The following is a 17226-nucleotide window of genomic DNA, read 5'->3' on the forward strand; positions in this document are numbered from 1 at the left end:
TTCTCAATCGGTTTCCCGCAATGCTTCCAGGATCGCCGGATAATCAAAATTTTCGGCAAGATAAGCCAGTACTTTATGTAATTCCAAGTCGATTGGAGCAATCTGACGGATAAGCGAAGCAATGCGTTTGCTCTCCAGATTCTCCAGCGCATCCTTTAGCTGGCTACGCAACGCCTCGGGCAATGCCGCCAGCATTTCCGACGTCAACGCCATGCCCGGCTTATCGGCTTCGGGAGCGCCTTCGTAAATATATCGTACGCCCAATTGCTGCGAAAGACACCCGTAAATTTCATTAAACCGGTAGGGTTTTCGCACAAAACCGTCCATGCCGGCATCAAGGCTTTCAGCCCGTTGCTCGATAAAGGCGGACGCGGTGACAGCCACTATTTTCACGGCCTTGCCTCCGGGAAGACTGCGAATCGCCCGCGTTGCTTCCAGCCCATCCATGACCGGCATGCGGCGATCCATCCAGATCAGATGCGGATGCCAGCTCTGGAACAGTTGCACGCCCTGCTCGCCGTTCTCGGCCACCTTGACCTGGAAACCGACCGACTCCATCAGTTTTGCCAGCAGCACCTGGTTTTCAAGCTGATCTTCGACAATCAGGATGCGGTATTCGGGCTGTCCTTCAGCCAAGCCCACCACGTCGCCTTTTTCCACTTCCCTCGCTTTGGCGATGTCGGCTTCCATGACCTCAACCAAAGGCAAATCGATTCTAAATAACGCCCCCTTGCCCGGCTTGCTTTCCAAACTGATATTTCCGCCCATTAATTGCACGAATTGGCGCGTAATACTCAAGCCCAACCCGGAACCCTTGCTGTCCTTCTGTGAACCCAGTTGCACGAAAGGCTCGAAGATACGCTGTTGATCTTCCGATGCAATGCCGGAACCGGAATCCTCAATTTCAATCACGAGATGCGAAACGCTGTTTTGACGCGTGCCCAAACGTAAGGTAACGCCTCCTTGCTGGGTAAATTTGACCGCGTTCCCTATCAAGTTGATCAGTATCTGGCGCAGACGGGCCTCATCGCCAACAATGTAACGGGGAAATTGCGAGGATTGGTCGACCTGCATCCGTAGGCCTTTTTCCTCGGCACGCACCTGCATCATGTCGGTAACATCCCGCACCATGCCGCCCAAATCAAGCGGGATATTTTCCAATTGCACCCGCCCGGCCTCGATTTTGGCCATTTCCAGTACGTCATTGATCAGGGCCAGCAGGTGTTCGCCGCTACGGTTGATAATGTCGAGATTCTGCCGGTGATTCTCCGGCAACAACATGTCTTTCCGCATCAGGTTGGAGAAGCCGAGAATCGCATTCAGCGGCGTACGCAATTCGTGGCTCATGCTGGCTAGGAACACGCTCTTGGCTTGATTCGCCGCTTCCGCCGCATTGCGCGCCAATACCAAGTCCGCAGTACGCTCAACGACCCGTTGCTCGAGTTCTTGATTGAGCTTATGAATTTCATCTTCAGCCCGCTTACGCTCAGCAATTTCCCAGGCTAGACCTGCTATCAGCGAAACGCTCTCGACATCCTTTTCTAAATAGTCGGTAGGCTTATTGCCGACTCCCAAAATGGCGGCTATTTTTTCGCCGCGCATTACAGGCACAACCAATTCGCGCGTCACAGCGACATCGCCTTCCGGCATGCCGCTACGATGAGGAAGCGATGCATAGTCGTTATGGATAACCGCTTTACGCTGATGGATGCAATCAACCCACACGCCGGCGTCCGCTATTGCGTAATGCAAGTCCTGCCCTTCCGCTTTGCAAAACCTCGCTTTGGTTCCGGTTGACCAATTCTGAAGCGTCAAGGTGTTCTGGTCCTCTTCAACAAAATGATAAAAACCGATCTCGCTGCCGGTCAGTTTCTCGGTTTCATTCAGTGTTTCCTCAAGCAATTCGTCCAACGAATGCGTGAGCGAGAATTGCACCAAATGCAATCGCGCGGCATTGACGGCTTCATTCTGTTTACGCTCGGTGATGTCCCTAACGATCGTTGAAATCCCGGTGATACTGCCGAAAGCATCCTTGATCGGCGAGAGTGTCAACGCAACATTGATCAAAGCCCCGTCCTTGCGGATTCTTTCGGACTCGCGATTGACAACGGTCTCGCCCATTCGCGTTTTTCCCAGAAATTCATGAATCTCGTTATAACGCGAAGCCGGCGCCAGCATAGTGACGGGCTTGCCGATGATCTCTTCGGCGGTATAGCCGTATATTCTCTCGGCGCTTTTGTTCCAATGGGTGATGATGCCGTCCGGCGTTTTGCCGACAATTGCATCGTTGGAGGACTCGACAATCGCGGCCAGTTGCGTGCGCATCGCTTCCGCCTGCTTGCTCTCTGTAATGTCGCGCGCCGCTGCAAATACGCCCAGCACTTGGCCTGCCTCGTCGCGATAAACACTGGCGTTATACAGTACGTCGGTAATATGCCCGTCCTGGTGACGGATGGCCAGTGGGCAATCGGTGACCGAACCCTCGAAAAAAGCTTGCAGGTAGCCGTCACGCGCTTTGTCCGGCTCAGTAAAATAGCCTGAAAAATCCGTCCCGATCAGTTCCGCCCGGCTTTTGCCGGTAACTTGCTCGGTTGCGTAGTTGACATCGGTGATGATGCCTTCCGGGCTGATAGTCACCAATGGATCAAGACTCGCTTCGATCAAACTCCGGGTATATAGGGATGCCGTTCGCAGTTGCTTTTCATTTTCTGCCAGCACATCCAACATACGGTTGAAGTTATCGGCCAGCATGCTGATTTCGTCCCCGCGTCCTGGAATATGCGCGCGGGTATTTACATTCCCGGCCTGCACTTCCTCTGCCGCCTGCATCAATAAACCGATGCGCGCGCCCAGCCGCTTCGCGATAACTGTCGCGGCCAGCAAGGAGAGCATAGTGGCGAGTAACACGAAAACCGTATTGTCGATTAGCATTTTACGCAACTCGCCGGCAATACCATTCCGTCCCACTGCCACTCTGGCCCAGCCTATATAGCGCTTGTCAATCTCGATAGGCACGGCAACATCGATACCCGATTCGGTGGCCGCCACCACACGGCTCTCAACCGGGGCCTTAAGCAAGGCCAAACTGGAAGCGTCGGACAGGAACAGGCCCACTTTGCTTCGGTCGCTATGCGCAATAACGCGGCCCGAGGGTGAAATGACCATCGCATAGCGCAGCTCCGGATAGGCTTGAAAGGCATTGACGACTTCCTGCAAGCCCATCAAGTCATTCGCCAAAACCCACGAACGTGAGCTGACCGCAAGCGATTGGGCCACGCCTAGCGTGGTGCTATTAGCGTCTTGATAACGGTAAACGCTTTCGGTCTTTATCATGTAAGCGGCGAATGCGCTAATCAAGCAAAAGGAACCGACCACGAAAGCAAGAATGATCTGCCGTTTGAACGATCCCGGCAGCGAAGATTTTCCTGTCAACGCTGTCATTGCTGCCGCCCCGGCAAAGGCCGAACAGCCTGGCTGAACCGACTCAGGAAATCATCGATTAAGCGGTAACGCCGATCGTCGGCAAGCTCGAAGCGGGATAACGGCATGCGTGCCAATATGGCTTTGCCTTCCTCGGTCGTATGCAAAGTATCCAGCAGTTGAGCGACCTGCCTGACCAGCGGTTCAGGCAGGTCGTCCCGCGCCACTACGCTGTTATTAAGCAGCGGCTCGGTTTCCCATTTGACTTCCAGTTCTTTCGCCTGGTCCAGATGTTCATGCTGGAAAGCTTCCCAAGGCAGCGGCCAAGTGGCGCCGGCAGCTACGTCGCCGAGATAAACGTTCATGATCGACGACTCCTGCGAGCCGACATACAAGTTCTCAATGTCATGATTGACGTCCAGGCCGTGAGTTTGAAGATAATATTGCGGCATCATCGTCGCAGCCAGCGCCGTCGCGGCGGGATACGATACTTTCTTGCCTTTCAGGTCGGTGATTTTTTCGATACCGCTGTCGCGCCTGATCAGGATAATGCCGGTGAATTTATAGTCGTCGCCCATCTTGGCAATCACATGATAGCCGTGGCCGAGAGCCTTAAATGTCTGGTAAGGGTTGGGTAACGCGAATGCAAGCTCGCGCCGGTAAAGCTTGTTTTCGAACGCCTCGTAATTGCGCGAAGCCTCTAACCGGAAAACAGCGCCGGAAATATGCCGGTTCAAGTAATCGATCAGCGGTGCATAAATCTCGAACAAACGCGTCGGATTGTGCAGGGGATGAATCGCAAAAACATATTCCCGGTCAACCTCCGGCTTTTGCGTAGAATATTGAGGTTCGGTTGTCCCGCTTTCTTCGTTCTGTCCACAAGCGGCAAGCATTAACGCAATGCACGCAAACAATAGATTCCTCATACCTCACCCCATGCGTAAAAGCCCCGGTGAACCTGTCCTCATTACCGATGCCTAGCCAGCAATTGAAAATTGTTTGTAACTATTCAGCGCGGCAAAAGAATTGCCATTGTGGCGAGATTTGCTCCCTCTCCTGCCGGAGAGGTTTTTTGAGCTTCGCACTGAATAGTTACAATTGTTTGATGTAATTGAGAGGCTTGGCGTTTTAACATACTAATCAGGCGCCGTATATTCATTCCTGATAGCGATAAACTCGTCCAGATGATCGAAAAACAGCGTAACCATATCCGGATCAAAATGCCTGCCTTTTTCCAGCTGGAAAATTTCCAGAATCTCTTCCAGGCTCCGAGAGGGTTTGTAACACCGCATAGCGCCGAGCGCATCGAACACATCGGCAACAGCCGTAATGCGTCCCGCAACACTGATTTCTTCGCCTTTAAGACCGTAGGGGTAGCCGCTGCCGTCCCATTTTTCGTGATGTTCCAACGCAATAGTAGCCGCTAATTTAAACAACGGCCGCTGAATCGTGTGTTGTGACAGGTTGAGCATCTGAAAACCCAAATGGCTGTGAGTCTTCATTACTTCCCATTCTTCCTCTGTCAACTTGCCGGGCTTGTTTAAAATACTATCGGGAATAGCGACCTTGCCGATGTCGTGCATCGAAGCGGCTTGCTTCATTAGCTCCAGCTCTTCAAAGCCATACAGCTTTGCCAATAAATACGAGTATTCGGCGACGCGTTTTACATGTTGCCCCGTTTCGTGCGAACGGGTTTCGCAAATCTGCCCCATCGTAAAAATCAGCTCTTGCTGCGTATCGATGATTTCCTGATTCAACGCTTCAATTTCGCGAATGCCAAGCGCTATTTCCGCGGCCATGTCATCTTCATAGGCTTTTAAGCGCAAATGCGTGGCAACGCGGGCTTTTACTTCCTCAAATTGAAAGGGCTTATTAATATAATCGAGCCCGCCTGCATTGAAAGCTTTGACTTTATCGGCAACGTCGTTCAAGGCGCTGATAAACAAAACCGGTACGTTTTTAGTTTCGGGATTGCTTTTTAATGCCGAACAAACTTCGTAACCGTCCATTTCAGGCATTTTGATGTCCAGCAAAATTAAATCCGGCTTTTTTTTAGCGACCGCTTGTAAAGCTAGAACGCCACTATTAGCAGGACGTACTTTATATCCTTCTTCTTTTAATAGGGTCGATAATAGCTGTAAGTTGGCTAACGTATCATCGACGATTAAAATGTCCGCTGTATGTTCCAAAAGGTAACCCTATCTAATCTAAATAAATTTTTGATGAACCTGAAATTTTTGCATAAAAATAGCACGTAGCGCTTCGTTTCCCAACACACAACCACGCCCATCAGGCAGATGCCTAGTACTCAGTCAATGCTATTTTGACGAGTAAAAGTAAATCCGTTCGTCCTGAATCCTTCGATAAACTCAGGAGAGCCTTGTCGAAGCCTGTCATGAGCTTGTCGAATGGGATCAGCGGATTTACGCTGAGTTAAATGCTTTGTACTCGACATATCAATACTGACTGAGTACTAGTCACTTGTATTCGTCCGCAAGCCAAGCTCCTAAAAACTCAAAACGAATTAATAATAGCTAAATAAAACAGAAACACTATCAGGTTTTGCGGCCATCCGCCGTCCCGGCCAGATGAATAATCCGGTCAAATTGATATTGTTGAGCCAGCCCCTGAAAACCGTCGGCAACATCGGGAGCTAATGCACGAATTCGCTCGATAATAGCATTGGTTTCTTCCATATCCAGATTAAGCGCGGCCTCGTGCAATTGCTGCCGTAAATCTAAAGGCAGCTTGGCCAGCATTTCAACCGTCGTCTCCGGGACAGGCGATGGCACAAGAACCGGAGCATCCAGATAAACAAATCTAACTTCCAGATGTTTTGCTAATTCGGCAAAAATTTCCGGTATATGAAAAGGCTTGTGCAACACCTCGTCGCAACCTGCATCAACAATGCGGGCGTGCTGTTCCTTAAAAGCACTGGCTGTCAGGGCGATGATTTTAACGTCATCGCCACCTTGTAATTGGCGAATTTTCGCGGTGGCTTCATAACCGTCCATCAGCGGCATGCGCATATCCATCCAAATTAAATGCGGGCGCCATTGCTCAAAGAGTTTAACGGCTTGTTGGCCGTTTTCCGCCTCGCGCACTTGGAAACCGGCATCTATCAGGATGCTGGTTAGTAATAAGCGATTGTCGGCATTGTCATCGACGACTAGCAAGCGCAAAGGAGGCTGGCCGGGTGCTATGCATTTAACCGGATGCCATTCTTCTTCAATGGTAATACGATCAACGCTTGCGATAGCCACCGGTAATTCAATCTTAAATGTCGAACCTCTCCCTAAGACACTGGTGAAACCGATACAGCCGCCCATCAATTTTACTAAAGATTTAGAGATGGCTAAGCCCAAGCCCGTACCTTTAGTATCTGAATTTTCCTGTACCAATTGCACGAAAGGCTTAAATAGCTCCTCTTGCTTGTCTTCGGCTACACCCACCCCGGTGTCGGCCACTTCAATTCTCAGTGTTGCCATAGCCATGGCAGGCAATGGCCGGGTATCGGCACGAAGTATGACTTCGCCCTGCTGAGTAAATTTTATCGCATTACCCAGCAAATTAATCAGGACTTGCCGCAATTTTCCGCTGTCGGCTTCAATATACCGCGCTATATCGGACGCTATTTCCAATCTAAAACTTAGCTGTTTGTCGTTAGCGCGAACACTGATCATGTCGCCAATATCTTGCAACAGGCCTATCAGATCGAGAGCCTGAACATCCAAATCAAGGCGTCCGGCCTCAATTTTCGAAATATCCAACACATCGTTAATCATGCTCAGCAAATGCGAGCCGCTGCGCTCTATGATAGCTAACGTGTCTTGCTGTTTGGCTGTCGTAGCGCCATCCCGGCTCATTAATTCGGAAAAACCCAAAATCGCATTTAACGGCGTGCGTAATTCATGACTCATCGTGGCGATAAAAGTGCTTTTGGCAATATTGGCGGCTTCGGCGGATTCCTTGGCAACCGATAGCGCCGCAGTGCGTTCTTCGACCAATTGTTCCAAATGGTCATGATGCCGCTTAAGCTCGGCTTCCGCCTGTTTACGCTTGTAATTCAAGCGATACTCGCGCCGATAAGACAAACCTTGCCCTATAAAACCTATCAGCCAGATTAGGCCGTGAGATAAGGTCAATTCGCTGCTTTGTTTTTGTTCCTGCTGCAAATAACCGCTTAATAAGATAGACGTGCCGATACCGCCGCGAATCTCGCCTACTTTGTAACCCTGGATTGCATGACATTTCATACAGTCCGGCTCAACGGTGAAAGGTTGCATCAATCTCAAATAAGACTGCCCATCTATCTGTTGCTCTTCCATTAACTCTTTACCGCCGCGTTCGAAACCCTGTAGCGCTTTAGTTTCCCAGTCATCGGGGCCATTATGCGGATTGAGAGGTTTTAAGCTGGTCAGGTGGCTGCGATTACCGTATTCATCGCCAAAGTTGCTTTGCAATTCGCGCAAGATGTAGGCGGGATTCATTAAGGTCAAAGTTTTACCCGTTGTAGTAACTACATCGCGTTCGGGCAGTTTAAGGTAAGGATTAGGCGGAGTGATTTTTGTGGGCGGCACATAAACGCCGCCGTGGGAAGCCGCCCACTTGCGAAATGTAATGTCTTTGTTCAGACTGGTACGTGCAGCGGCTGCGGCAGTCAACAGCGTGTTTTCATGGAGTTGGCGAATATTCCAGAGCAGCGATAAGGCAATCAGTGCGCTCCACACTATAAAGAAAAAAATGTATTTGCGCTGCTGAATACTAATTTTAGGCAGCGGCAATAATTTCATTAACTTAGGCATCGCACTACCTTTGGGATTTCGCCGTTTTAGTTAACATCCTCTGCCTCGCTAAAATAAATGATCCGCCAAATACTGTTCTCATAAACCATCGCCAGCCTCGGAAACGTGGACGCTCAGCGTTTCGCGGCGCACTTCCCCGAACACAAAGAAAATTGCTGTTTTATGAAGTGATTGCCGCATCCCATACGGATTATTAAAGAGAATGGTACGGCAAAGACTGCGTTCGTCAATAGCTACCCGGAATTAATCCCAACAATGTGAATTGATTTGATAACGGGATGACTAAACAAGCATTAACTCTGTAAAATAACCGCTTTTTATTGACCAACTCGTTAAAATACAATGCGTACTTCTCAATTCCCGCTCAATACTGTTAAAGAAACACCGGCTGATGCTGAAATAGCCAGCCATCAACTGATGATCCGCGCAGGCCTGATCCGCAAACTGGCCGCCGGTCTTTACAGCTGGTTACCCTTAGGACTGCGGGTAATGCGCAAAGTCGAAAAGATCACCCGCGAAGAAATGGAAAAAGCAGGCGCATTGGAAGTGTTAATGCCCGGCTTGCAACCCGCCGAGTTGTGGCAGGAAACCGGCCGTTGGGAACAATACGGCCCTGAGCTGGCACGCTTAAAGGACCGTCATCAGCGCGATTTCTGCCTGGGGCCTACGCATGAAGAAATCATTACCGACCTGGCGCGTAACGAGATCAAAAGCTACAAGCAATTGCCTATCACCTACTATCAAATTCAATCCAAATTCCGCGACGAAATCCGTCCCCGCTTCGGCGTGATGCGTTCGCGCGAATTTATCATGAAAGACGCCTACTCCTTTCATCTGGATCAGGAATCGTTGCAGCATACCTATGATACGATGTATCAAGCCTATACCAACATTTTCAACCATTTGGGCTTAAAGTTCCGCGCTGTTATCGCCGACTCCGGTTCAATCGGCGGCGCGGTGTCGCATGAATTCCACGTACTGGCCGATTCGGGCGAAGATGCAATCGCGTTCTCGACCGACAGCGAATATGCCGCCAACGTTGAAAAAGCCGAAGCCGTCGCGCCTACCGGCTCTCGCGCTACGGCGACGGAAGCCTTGACGCTGGTCGATACGCCTGACCAACACAGTATTGAAGAAGTTTGCGGCTTTTTAAACATTCCCGCCACGCAGTGCCTGAAAACACTGATCGTCAGGGGCGAGGAAGACACGTTGGTTGCGCTGCTGTTACGAGGCGACCATAACCTTAACGAAATCAAAGCCGCAAAAATCGACGGCGTTATTTCCCCGCTGCAATTCGCCAGCGACGAAGAAATCGCTGGCGCATGCAACTGCAAACCCGGCTCTATCGGCCCGATTGGCCTAAAAATTAAAGTGATTGCCGACCACAGCGTTATCTTGATGTCCGACTTTGTTTGCGGCGCGAACCAGGACGGCAAGCATTATAAAGGCGTCAACTGGGAACGCGACCTGCCGGTCCCCGATCACGTTACCGACCTGCGCACGGTAGTTGAAGGCGACCCCAGCCCGGACGGCAAAGGCCAGATCACGTTGGCGCGCGGCATTGAAGTCGGCCATATTTTCCAATTAGGCACCAAGTACAGCGAAGCGATGAAAGCCGGCATCATCAATGAAGGCGGCAAGAACCAGATCATGATCATGGGCTGTTACGGCATCGGTATTTCCCGCGTCGTTGCGGCTGCGATCGAACAGAACCATGACGACAAAGGTATCATCTGGCCGGCCAATCTTGCGCCGTTCCAAGTCGCGCTGTGTCCGATGAACATGCATAAATCGGAACGTTTGAAAGAAGCATCCGAAAAACTGTACCGGGAATTGCAGGCCGCCGGCATTGAAGTATTATTCGACGACAGGAAAGTTCGCGCCGGCTTCATGTTCTCCGACATGGAACTGATCGGCATCCCGCACTGCATCGTAGTCGGCGACCGCGGACTGGATTCCGGCACGGTGGAATACAAGGCCAGGACCGCCGACGCAAACGAGGAAATTCCGTTTGCGGATGTTATAGACTTTTTGAAAGCTAAGCTGGCTTAAAAACTTTATCCGCCACGAAGAGAGTTTCGTTTCTCTTCGTGGCACTGTAGTTTACCGCCGCTCACGTCGTTATCGAAATGGCGGCAAAGCTTATCCTAATTTAAAAAAACCGATTTCCTGATTCAAAATCCGGCTCTGGTCGTTCAACATATGCGCAGTTGCCGACAATTGTTCCGACGCTGCCGCATTCCGCTGAGTAACGTCATCAAGTTGCTTCATCACCTCGCTAATTTGTTTAATCGATGCAGCCTGCTCATCCGACGTAGTGCTGATTTCCTGAACCAGTGTGGCGGTTTTCAAAATGTCCGGCAACATACTGGTAAATAATTGCTCAACTTTTTGTGTCACTTGTCCGGAAATTGTAATTAAGCTGCGAATTTCTTTGGCCGAATCATGGCTGCGGCCGGCCAATTTACGGACTTCAGTAGCAACCACTGAAAACCCCAAACCATGGCGGCCGGCCCTAGCTGCTTCGATGGAGGCATTCAACGCCAAAATGTTCGTCTGATAAGCAATATCTTCAATCAAACCGATTTTTTCGCTGATTTTCTCCATAGCGTCTACAACGTCCTCAACCACCTGATAGCCCTGCTTAGCCGAATCCGCACAGGTTTGCGCAATTTTTTCGGTAGCTTGGGCATTGGCGAAATTATGTTCTATCGAGCTACGCAATTCATCGACTGACGCTGTCGTTTGGTCGATACTGACGGCCTGGTGACAAGTGCTCTGACTCAACGATCCCGCCGCCGAACTGGTTTCTTGCGCGGCATCTAAAATCTGCTGGGCGCAACCATGTATTGTCTTAATAATATTGTTTAACCGCGACTCCATCATACGCATTGCCGCGAAAATGCCATGATGACGCTGATGATCGTTATGCTGCAATAAGTGGCCTTCGGCAATATTCTCCGCCATTCTATAGACTTCGGAAGGCTCGCCGCCTAGTTGACGAGCAATATCCCGCCGCAGAACGACAAACAGACTTAATGCTAAAAATACTAATAAACTAACCGTAACGCAGATCAGAGTTAAATAGGTTTCAGCCTGATTTTTTAACGCGCTGGTTTTATCAAACAACAATGAGGCTAAATGATCCTCTACTTTCTTCAAAAGATCGATCTTACCGGTTTGCATGCTAAACCAGTATTTTGCATCAACGGCGAACTGCCCTTGTTCTGCCTGTTTAAGCGCAATTCCACGCATACGCTGGGTTTCATCGACATATTGACCGCTGAGTGTCTGTTGATAAACCTGCAGCGCGGGCTGATCGGCAAATGATAAAAACACGTCCATGAACGTGTTTTGAATAGCAATCAAACTGACTAATCGCTCATACATTCCCGGCCCGAAACGATCCATGGCGAATGTATTCGACAGAACCGCCCGCTCAATGCCGGCCCGTTCTTTACTTTTAAGAAAATTAGCATAAGCCGACAATTGAGCGCTCATGGCCGTGTCGAGACTCAACTTCGGCAAATAAGAAATAATGTCCAAAAACAGCCCGTTAACGTCCGAATAATAACCAATCGCCTGAGCGGCGGGTACGGATAAGTTGATAATGTTTTGACGCATTCCTGCCAATCGATCCAATTCCCCGAACGCTTTATGCAAACCTTCCGCAAGACGTGGATCGGATTGAATAGCTAAACGCTGCAAATTTTCCTGCAAGGTATTCAGCTTTTCCGTGCTTAACTGCTGCTGCGCCAATAACTCGCTTTGGAACTGTTGGCCTTTGCTGCCCAGAAAGCCTGCCGACATGCCGCGTTCTTTTTGCAATTCATGCACCAAGGCACTGGCGTGAAATGAAAATACAGTCAATTCGCTGACCTTATCCGCCGCTGACATTGCTTTAAATTGCTGTGTGATGGTAAGTGCGGATAAACCCAGCACCCCTAACAGAGGAAAAATCACTAAAACGATGATTTTCTGATTGAATGATAAACGCTCAACTAACATTATCCGCCCTCTTTGATTTTTTATTATGTGGACTTAACTTGGAGCCTAACAGTATTCGGAATCACCGTAAAAACAATCTTTCCTGCATAGAACAGGACTGTCCCTATTATTGATGTTAAACATGGAACGCTATGTATTTTATTTTAGACCGATTTATTGTTGCTGAATCAGGCTCAGCGTCTTTTCCGGCAAACTTTCGACACTCCCGCCTTCCAAATGCAGGCGTGCGTCTTCATGTACCGTCGTCATAAAACGGATTAACTCCATCTCGTGCTGGATTTTTTGTTCAAAGTCTTCCGCTTCCCACATTTTATTCAACAAATATTTCGCATGGTGATGAATGGTGAAGGCAACGGCTTCGGGCAGATGGGTATAACTGGCCTGAATTGAACTTTTAAGCTGATCCAACGCGACCAGATACTGCTTGTAGTCTTTAATATCCTGCTTGCATTTGGTTTTAAACATCGACAGCTCGGCATTGTGCTTGGTCTTTAGCAAGTTAATGTCGTGTTCCAACTGTACGCTTTTCTTTTTTAATTCGGCTTCCAGCGCCTTCTCGGCCAGGACGCGGGCATGTTTAAGTTTTGCCTGGCTGTGCTGGTTAGCCTGCCGCCATTTCAGGTTTTCATCTTTGACCGAATGGAGCAGCTTAGTCATGTTAAGAAGCCAGTTTTTTAATAGAGTCATGTGCTAAACAAGAGTGGAAATTTTTTGCTGCAATTCCAGCAACGCTTCAATATCCTGCCGGTTTCGATAGCGGGCATTATCCTGTTGCAATTGCAGGTAAGTAGAGCCCGGTAGTTTCGTCTTGATTAACAGCAGGTCTTTATCGATCGACCGGGATAGCGAGCGGATATGCTTGCGATTATTGCGTTTTAACAGGCGCTTTCTATTCAGCTCGTTGATATATTGTATTTGCTTGGTTTTGAAATAAAACAACCGTTTAATTTGCTCTTGCCTGGACTGCACAAACCATACGCGCCGTTGCGCCCGCTGTTTAGCCGAAAAATAATCCACCGTTGCGAGAATAACGATTTTAAAAACGGCCAATAATCCGGCGAGAATCAACACCGCAAATGCGCTTAACAACATTGCCGAGCCTAACAGGGTTAATGCGTTCGGCAGTCCGGGCACAGCCAGCCGCACCAACAGCTCCACCAGTAAAAACACCGGCAATGAAGCCAAAATCAACAACAGGGAGATTCTAATAATCAAAATAAAAACCGTGACATCCAAGAGGCGGCTCCTGATAGGAGCAACGAGTATTCTACTCAACTTTCCGCCAAAGGTTTATCCATCACTGACCGGCAACCGATGCCAACTGTTCATCATAAAGCGCGGCAATTAAATCGGCCTGATAGATCATACCGACCAAACGCTTTTCGTTGTTTATGATCGGAATCTGCCGGTAACCTTGAGTAGACATCAAGGAAATAAGGTCGGCGATATGGGCATCTTCAGGCAATACGGTAACCGAAGAGGTCATCATGTGGCCGACGGACTCCGGTTTATCGGTCGACACATCCGGCGTACGGCGTATAAAGGCCCGGAATCTATCCTGGAAGCTTTCGTAAGCCCCCAGATCCACAAACTTAAAAAAATCATTCCAGGTGATGATGCCAATGACTCGTCTGGCCCTATCGATAACCGGCATGGCTTTGAGCTTTTGCTTATGCATGATCATCCAGGCTTCTTCAACATCCGTCCCGTATTCAACAGCCGGCACATCCGAGACCATAATATCGGCGCAGGTGATATTGCCTTTAAAGCGTTTAAAGCTTCTCGCCTCCGCATCGACAAGCAATTTCTGCAAATCTCTCGGCGAAACATCCACAAACGTATCCATGCTTTTCAACGCCTGCTTCACGTCCTGATTCGAGATGCCGGTTTTCTGCGCCGGTTTATTGCCATTATCGGAAATTGTCGGATAGTCATGTCCTAATAACCAGCGATTAATAACGATCACCATAGCCAGCATAATCATCACGTTTAAGCTTACCGGTATCAGCACAAAACCGTAGCCCATCGCATGAATCGGATCGCCGACCAGGATCGGCGCAATCGCTGTCGCGGCGCCGGGAGGGTGCAGACAGCGCAACAACAGCATTGCAAAAATACTGCCCCCGACCGCACATGCCGATGCTAAAGCAATATTGCCAAACCACAATGCACAAGAAACGCCGATAATAGCGGATACCACTTGCCCGCCCAGAAACGACCAAGGCTGCGCCAACGGACTATGTGGAATAATAAATAAAATAACGGCGGAAGCGCCCATCGAAGCAACGATAATCGGATAAGCTGAACCAATGCTTAGTTTCTGGGTGGCTAATGCCATAACCAAAATGGTACTGAAACTGGAAACAATCGAAAAAAGCTTGCCCTTAAAGCTTAGGTTTACGGGTTCAACGATGATGAAACGGATAAGCCGGCTGATATTTATCATAAAATTAAACTTCCCTCCTGCGTCAATAAGGCGAACAAATTTCGAAGCCTAACCAAGTATAAAGCAATCAAAACGATATTTCAGTTCTATTGGATCAAACCAAATTATCCACTTCAGCTCCCGGATTCTTGTGTATCGAAACTAAAACAGTCTCAACGATTCTGTTATATTTCTACTGCTAAAATAACAACAACGTTTTACCTAACCAAACTTCTACAGATTAGAATAATGAATAGATTAAGAGATAAAATTCGCGACATCCCCGACTTTCCAAAACCGGGCATTATATTTAAAGATATTACGCCGCTGGTAAAGGATCCTGCTACGTTAAAACTGGCCGTCCATCAATTACTACACCCTTTTTTAGGTAAAAATATTACCGTCATTGCCGGCATGGAAGCGCGCGGCTTTATTTTCGGTTCTTTGGTCGCGTGGGAATTAGGGCTTCCGTTTGTGCCGTTAAGAAAACCCGGAAAACTGCCTTACGATGTGCAAAGCGTGTCGTACGACCTTGAATATGGCTCAGCCACCTTGGAAGCCCATATTGACGCGTTTGATGCGAACGATCGTGTTTTATTGATTGACGACCTGCTGGCGACCGGCGGAACAGCGAAGGCAAGCTGTGAATTAGTCGAACAGCTCGGTGCCACGGTAGAGGCGTGTGCGTTTGTGGTGGAACTGGATTTTCTGGGGGGAAGGGAAAAATTGGGAAATTACGAAATCCATTCTTTACTGCACTATTAAATTGGAGCTACATCCTTGTAGCTCCAATAGAAACATTATCTTCTGCGTTTCTTTGATTTTTTTAATTGATCCAGTTTAACACCGGCATCTTCAAACGATTTGGCGGTGTTATCGAATGATTGGGCCACGCTGCTAAATGAATGCGAGACTTGAGTGATCTCTTTAGTTTTCGCATCCAACTGCAAGGCAAGATCTGCTTTACCGTCGCCATTTGACGAAACTTGTACGGAAGCTGCGCTTTTATCGCCGCCAAGGACCTCGTCTTCAAGACCGTCAACATCCGAAGATGTCTCAGCCTTTCCATCCGTAGCCAGATTGTTACGCCATTGCAAGAAAGACTCGCGTGTAAATACGTAAGGATCTAAAGCGGCTTCATCGATAAACTTCAATGCCCCTTCCGCACTGGCTCGTGAATTCAACATGGACACCAGCTGTACAGGCATTCCCACATAACTGGCCGGGTTTGCCGCCGTATCGAATATCGCTCCCGGAATGCCGCGGGCAGTCGAGGGCCCCAAAATAGGCAGCACCAGATAAGAACCTTGAGGCACCCCCCATACCGCCAGCGTTTGATCGAAATCTTCCTCGTTTTGTTCCAGCCCCATATGTTTGGCTACATCGAACAAACCACCTAAACCCACTGTTGAATTGATCGCAAACCGCCCGGTATCTTCAGCACTTTGTGAAAATTTAGCCTGCAGCACGTCATTGATGACCACATTGACATTCTTCAGGTTATTAAAGAAATTGAAAACGCCTGTTTGCATGAACTGCGGGGTTATCCATTTATACGCATTCGAGATAGGTTCGGCAACGTAGTTATCAATGTTATCGTTAAGAGCAAACATTTTTCTGTTAAAGCTTTCATAAGGATCGGCTTTATTAGCTACGGTTTGTTGCTCAATAACCTCTGTTGTTGCACAGCCGCTTAGAGTGATCGCAACTCCGATTAATAACCCTGAAAGCGCATGTTGCTTTCTAACTCTACGATTGCCGTTTTGTGGTCTGTTGTTCATTAGCCTAAAACCTATTGTTTTGAATAATTGTCAATTTTTTCATTGATCTTATTGATTAAGGCATCAAAGCCTTCACGCTGAAGAATAGTCGTGTATTCAGACCTCTTCAATGCCAAATCGCTTACACCGTTGGCAATGATATTAATAATGCGCCAGCTGTTGCCCTTCTCTTTCAACATGTAATCGAATTTAACGGGCTTATCGTCAGGCACAACAAAATGAGAATGGACAACAACGCCGCCTCTTGTTGTTTCTTCTTCAGAATCGAATACAAACGACTCCCCTGAATAATCTTTAAAATTGTGCGCGTAAGAAGCAATACTCAATCGGCTGAATACATCGACCAATTTTTGCTGCTGTTCTTCGGATAGTTTTTCCCCTTCCTTACCGACCACAATACGAGCGATTTTTGTCAATTCGTGGCTATTGGCAACAGGATCTTTTAATCGCTCATATCTTCCTGCATAGCCCAATTTCTTGCCGTCCTTCATCACCGCAATCAGCTCGGCTTGAAATTTCTCTACGACTTGTCTAGCCGTTGCCGCGCCTTCATCCGCTGCAAAAGCGTTCGCTGTCCCAAATAAAAGGAACATAAAAACGACAGCTAACTTAATTTTTTTTAAAACCATAATCAAAACCTCGCAAAACCAATTTAAATCAGGCAAAAGGCCAAGGGCGAAGGACCAAAAACCGCCCCCTTTAGCCTTTAGCCTTTAGCCTTTAGCCTTTAGCCTTTAGCCTTTAGCCTTTAGCCTTTAGCCTTTAGCCTTTAGCCTTTAGCCTTTAG

12 protein-coding genes are annotated in these 17226 nt (G+C 48.5%); 2 read left to right on the plus strand and 10 right to left on the minus strand.

Translation table 11 applies throughout. The annotated features are described in order from the left end of the window. Positions 1-3: 3 nt before the first annotated feature. The 4 genes from EKO24_RS10290 to EKO24_RS10305 form a co-directional block, all read right to left on the minus strand. Entirely contained in the window at positions 4-3441 is a 3438-nt protein-coding gene (locus EKO24_RS10290) for a PAS domain S-box protein (protein WP_127029964.1), read from the minus strand. Next, the gene (locus tag EKO24_RS10295) at positions 3438-4346 is read right to left on the minus strand and encodes a phosphate/phosphite/phosphonate ABC transporter substrate-binding protein (RefSeq protein WP_127029965.1); all 909 of its coding nucleotides are present in this window, start codon (positions 4344-4346) and stop codon (positions 3438-3440) included. Before EKO24_RS10295 ends, EKO24_RS10290 begins: the two co-directional genes overlap by 4 nt. Before the next feature lie 210 nt (positions 4347-4556). Next, a complete protein-coding gene (locus tag EKO24_RS10300; protein ID WP_127029966.1) occupies positions 4557-5609 on the minus strand; it encodes a response regulator in 1053 nt (350 codons plus the stop codon). A 366-nt stretch (positions 5610-5975) separates the two neighbouring features. Beyond that, positions 5976-8225 carry a response regulator gene (locus tag EKO24_RS10305; RefSeq protein ID WP_127029967.1) on the minus strand — a complete coding sequence of 750 codons (2250 nt, stop codon included), beginning with the start codon at positions 8223-8225 and terminating at the stop codon, positions 5976-5978. A 342-nt stretch (positions 8226-8567) separates the two neighbouring features. On the opposite strand from EKO24_RS10305, the gene EKO24_RS10310 reads away from it, so the two are divergent. Further along, entirely contained in the window at positions 8568-10277 is a 1710-nt protein-coding gene (locus EKO24_RS10310; RefSeq protein ID WP_127029968.1) for a proline--tRNA ligase, read from the plus strand. A gap of 90 nt (positions 10278-10367) precedes the next feature. Here EKO24_RS10310 and EKO24_RS10315 read toward each other — a convergent pair whose 3' ends face one another. From EKO24_RS10315 to EKO24_RS10330, 4 genes are all read right to left on the minus strand, one after another. Further along, on the minus strand, positions 10368-12233 hold the full coding sequence (locus EKO24_RS10315) for a methyl-accepting chemotaxis protein (RefSeq protein ID WP_127029969.1): 1866 nt from the start codon (positions 12231-12233) through the stop codon (positions 10368-10370). Positions 12234-12386: 153 nt separating this feature from the next. Continuing rightward, entirely contained in the window at positions 12387-12890 is a 504-nt protein-coding gene (locus tag EKO24_RS10320; protein ID WP_338324004.1) for a hypothetical protein, read from the minus strand. A 33-nt stretch (positions 12891-12923) separates the two neighbouring features. Beyond that, positions 12924-13469, minus strand: a complete 546-nt coding sequence (locus tag EKO24_RS10325) for a hypothetical protein (RefSeq protein ID WP_127029971.1) — start codon at positions 13467-13469, stop codon at positions 12924-12926. A gap of 61 nt (positions 13470-13530) precedes the next feature. Continuing rightward, positions 13531-14679: an HPP family protein gene (locus EKO24_RS10330; protein WP_127029972.1), complete on the minus strand. Its 1149-nt coding sequence runs from the start codon at positions 14677-14679 to the stop codon at positions 13531-13533. Between the two features lie 228 nt (positions 14680-14907). Between EKO24_RS10330 and EKO24_RS10335 the strand changes: the two genes are divergently transcribed. Next, positions 14908-15423 carry an adenine phosphoribosyltransferase gene (locus EKO24_RS10335; RefSeq protein ID WP_127029973.1) on the plus strand — a complete coding sequence of 172 codons (516 nt, stop codon included), beginning with the start codon at positions 14908-14910 and terminating at the stop codon, positions 15421-15423. 35 nt (positions 15424-15458) lie between these two features. Here EKO24_RS10335 and EKO24_RS10340 read toward each other — a convergent pair whose 3' ends face one another. Further along, positions 15459-16439, minus strand: coding sequence for an MlaA family lipoprotein (locus EKO24_RS10340; RefSeq protein ID WP_127029974.1), 981 nt, complete (start codon positions 16437-16439; stop codon positions 15459-15461). An 11-nt stretch (positions 16440-16450) separates the two neighbouring features. After that, positions 16451-17068, minus strand: a complete 618-nt coding sequence (locus EKO24_RS10345; protein WP_127029975.1) for an ABC transporter substrate-binding protein — start codon at positions 17066-17068, stop codon at positions 16451-16453. Between the last annotated feature and the right edge of the window lie 158 nt (positions 17069-17226).

This window comes from Candidatus Methylobacter oryzae (assembly GCF_003994235.2).
Lineage (GTDB): Bacteria > Pseudomonadota > Gammaproteobacteria > Methylococcales > Methylomonadaceae > Methylobacter_A > Methylobacter_A oryzae.

Excerpts from the sequence above, each read along its gene's own strand:
- EKO24_RS10290 (WP_127029964.1), bottom strand. The coding sequence starts at position 3,441 with ATGACAGCGTTGACAGGAAAATCTTCGCTGCCGGGATCGTTCAAACGG.
- EKO24_RS10295 (WP_127029965.1), bottom strand. The coding sequence starts at position 4,346 with ATGAGGAATCTATTGTTTGCGTGCATTGCGTTAATGCTTGCCGCTTGT.
- EKO24_RS10305 (WP_127029967.1), bottom strand. The coding sequence starts at position 8,225 with ATGCCTAAGTTAATGAAATTATTGCCGCTGCCTAAAATTAGTATTCAG.
- EKO24_RS10310 (WP_127029968.1), top strand. The coding sequence starts at position 8,568 with ATGCGTACTTCTCAATTCCCGCTCAATACTGTTAAAGAAACACCGGCT.
- EKO24_RS10315 (WP_127029969.1), bottom strand. The coding sequence starts at position 12,233 with ATGTTAGTTGAGCGTTTATCATTCAATCAGAAAATCATCGTTTTAGTG.
- EKO24_RS10320 (WP_338324004.1), bottom strand. The coding sequence starts at position 12,890 with ATGACTAAGCTGCTCCATTCGGTCAAAGATGAAAACCTGAAATGGCGG.
- EKO24_RS10330 (WP_127029972.1), bottom strand. The coding sequence starts at position 14,679 with ATGATAAATATCAGCCGGCTTATCCGTTTCATCATCGTTGAACCCGTA.
- EKO24_RS10335 (WP_127029973.1), top strand. The coding sequence starts at position 14,908 with ATGAATAGATTAAGAGATAAAATTCGCGACATCCCCGACTTTCCAAAA.
- EKO24_RS10340 (WP_127029974.1), bottom strand. The coding sequence starts at position 16,439 with ATGAACAACAGACCACAAAACGGCAATCGTAGAGTTAGAAAGCAACAT.
- EKO24_RS10345 (WP_127029975.1), bottom strand. The coding sequence starts at position 17,068 with ATGGTTTTAAAAAAAATTAAGTTAGCTGTCGTTTTTATGTTCCTTTTA.